At 55.0% G+C, this 2154-nt stretch carries 2 protein-coding genes; one reads left to right on the top strand and one right to left on the bottom strand.

Annotation, left to right across the window (positions count from 1 at the left end; all coding sequences use genetic code 11):
- Window positions 1-251: 251 nt before the first annotated feature.
- A complete protein-coding gene (locus KRX55_RS11715; RefSeq protein ID WP_218407903.1) occupies window positions 252-950 on the top strand; it encodes a hypothetical protein in 699 nt (232 codons plus the stop codon).
- A gap of 491 nt (window positions 951-1441) precedes the next feature.
- Here the strand turns inward: KRX55_RS11715 and KRX55_RS11710 are convergent, their stop codons facing one another.
- A complete protein-coding gene (locus KRX55_RS11710) occupies window positions 1442-2011 on the bottom strand; it encodes a recombinase family protein (RefSeq protein ID WP_198735170.1) in 570 nt (189 codons plus the stop codon).
- Window positions 2012-2154: the final 143 nt, after the last annotated feature.

The raw sequence follows: 2154 nt of genomic DNA, 5'->3' as shown, positions 1-2154 counted from the left end.
ACCGACAGCAAGAAGCCGCTTCACTCGACAGTCGTTAGCGACGTTCGCCCCTGTGACAGTCACTACGCCACGCTCGCGTTATCCCTGTTGAGGCACGCCAGCCACCCACCCCCGCTCTTGTAGCCCGGGAAAAAACCATGGTTCACTCAACAACAGTTCTTAGTGAACTGCACATGTTTCGGCGGTTTTGCACTCATTGAACCCGCCACACCTGACGCTTCTCCCCATGCACTCACCACCAAGAGGAATCAATGCGACACAAAGTACTCAGACTGCTACTCGCGGCTGTTCTGGCCTTAGGGCTGGGATCAACACTGAACCCCACCGTGGCAGCACAGCCCAGCGTCACCACCGAGTCCGAAGACTCGGCCGCCGCGCGAGCCAATGCAGAACAAGAGGCGATCGACAACGCCGCCGAGGCTGCAGCGACACCCGCTCCCGGCCGGGAAGACCTGGAACCCGCTGAACCCGGCTTCGATGACAACACCATCGACAACGAAGTTACTCTTGCCGAGGCACAGGAACAATCAGAGGAAAACAGCGTATCCGCACGTTCGTTAAAGAAGGAATACGGTCCTTGCGTGCTAAACCCCTCTGCCTTGCACATCCGAACAGACCCGAGGCCCGACGGAGATACTGGACCTTATGTCGCCTTCAAACCACAAACTCAGTGCGGAACAAAGAAAGCCCCAATCCGAGTCAGTAGCATCCATCATCATGGAAGAATCATGTATAAGTACTATACTAAGTGGAATCAAGCAGCCGAAAATGATGTAAGCAACACCAACTCTTCCAGCCTCTTACAGAAAAAGCTCGAGGAAAAGTGTGATGGCACGGCGGTAAACACTCTTCTGTGGGGCTCAGTTCAAGGGACAATCGTTTATAATGGGAAGACCTACCACGCCACTGTGAAGCCACCGCAGAAAAAACTTGACTGCCGTGTCCACTAGGAAGAGATCAAACAATGTCAGAAAACCTCGAATAAAAAGGTCTTCAGATGTAGCCCACGTCTTTTATTCCACGTATTATGATGATCCCGAGAATCGTTTCTCCGGATATGTTCTGTGTGTTACAACTGATAGTAACATATCAGAAAAATCTACTTCACACCCCGACCGTTGGATAAAATATCACCATCTACAGAGCGAGCCAATCTACACTTCTTTGCATACTGCAAACAGTGACGGCGAGTCAAGGAAAGTGATTTGGCTGGTCTTGATGGGCCTGCTGTGGCCCATAGAAGAAGATTGGGAGTCCTTTGAACCTACTTGCGTAGGGGCCGCTTGGGATATTGCGACCGCAAAGAGGCTTCAGAACGACGTCGACCAAGGTGGAAATACTGTGGTGATGGGTTTTCCTGACGGTTGGCTCTATGGTCGTGACAAGATTCCACCCGTCGCCTGATCTGATATGACTTAGAAGGTGCGGAACAACCTCAGCTTCAGTCCGCCACGTTATTGCTCTCAAGTGCCCGGTAGATCGTCGAGCGACTGACCCCGAGCACTCTCCCGATCTCTGTCACCGTCATCGTCTTCGCCTCATACAGTGAGCGGGCGGTGGCGGTCTGCTGTGCGGTGAGCTTTCGTGGGCGGCCCCCAACCCGCCCCCGTGCCCTGGCAGCAGCTAAGCCGGCAGTGGTGCGCTCTATCACCAGGTCACGCTCGAACTGCGCCAACGCCGAGAACACATGGAACACCAACCGGCCGCCCGGCGTCGTCGTATCAATCGTCTCCTGCAACGAGACAAACCCAACCCCGCGGGTCTGTAGATCCTCCAACTGATCAATCAGGTGCGGGACTGACCGACCCAGCCGGTCCAATCGCCACACCACCACCGTGTCCCCGGAACGTAGCTTGCCCCATAACCGGTCCAGCTCTGGGCGATGCGCCCGGGACCCGGACCCGACATCGGTGAAGATCTCGCTACAGCCGTGCCGGCTCAGCGCATCGCGTTGCAGACTCGCATCCTGATCCGCTGTTGATACTCGGGCATACCCGAATACTTCACCCATAGAACCCGCTTTCGTGTGCCCAGGTGTCCGAAACTCGTCGCGGACAAGTCTAGTGACACCTTGATTCTGACACAGTGTTCTGAGACAACGCGACCTGCAATGGCACGCTCCGGTACCGATGTGCAACCTGGTGTGTCATAAAC

Origin of the sequence: Corynebacterium sp. TAE3-ERU16 (genome assembly GCF_019209935.1) — a bacterium.
Lineage (GTDB): Bacteria > Actinomycetota > Actinomycetes > Mycobacteriales > Mycobacteriaceae > Corynebacterium > Corynebacterium antarcticum.
The sequence above is the reverse complement of the archived record's forward strand: the minus strand, read 5'-3'. Positions and strand labels throughout refer to the sequence as shown.

Excerpts from the sequence above, each read along its gene's own strand:
- KRX55_RS11715 (WP_218407903.1), top strand. The coding sequence starts at position 252 with ATGCGACACAAAGTACTCAGACTGCTACTCGCGGCTGTTCTGGCCTTA.
- KRX55_RS11710 (WP_198735170.1), bottom strand. The coding sequence starts at position 2,011 with ATGGGTGAAGTATTCGGGTATGCCCGAGTATCAACAGCGGATCAGGAT.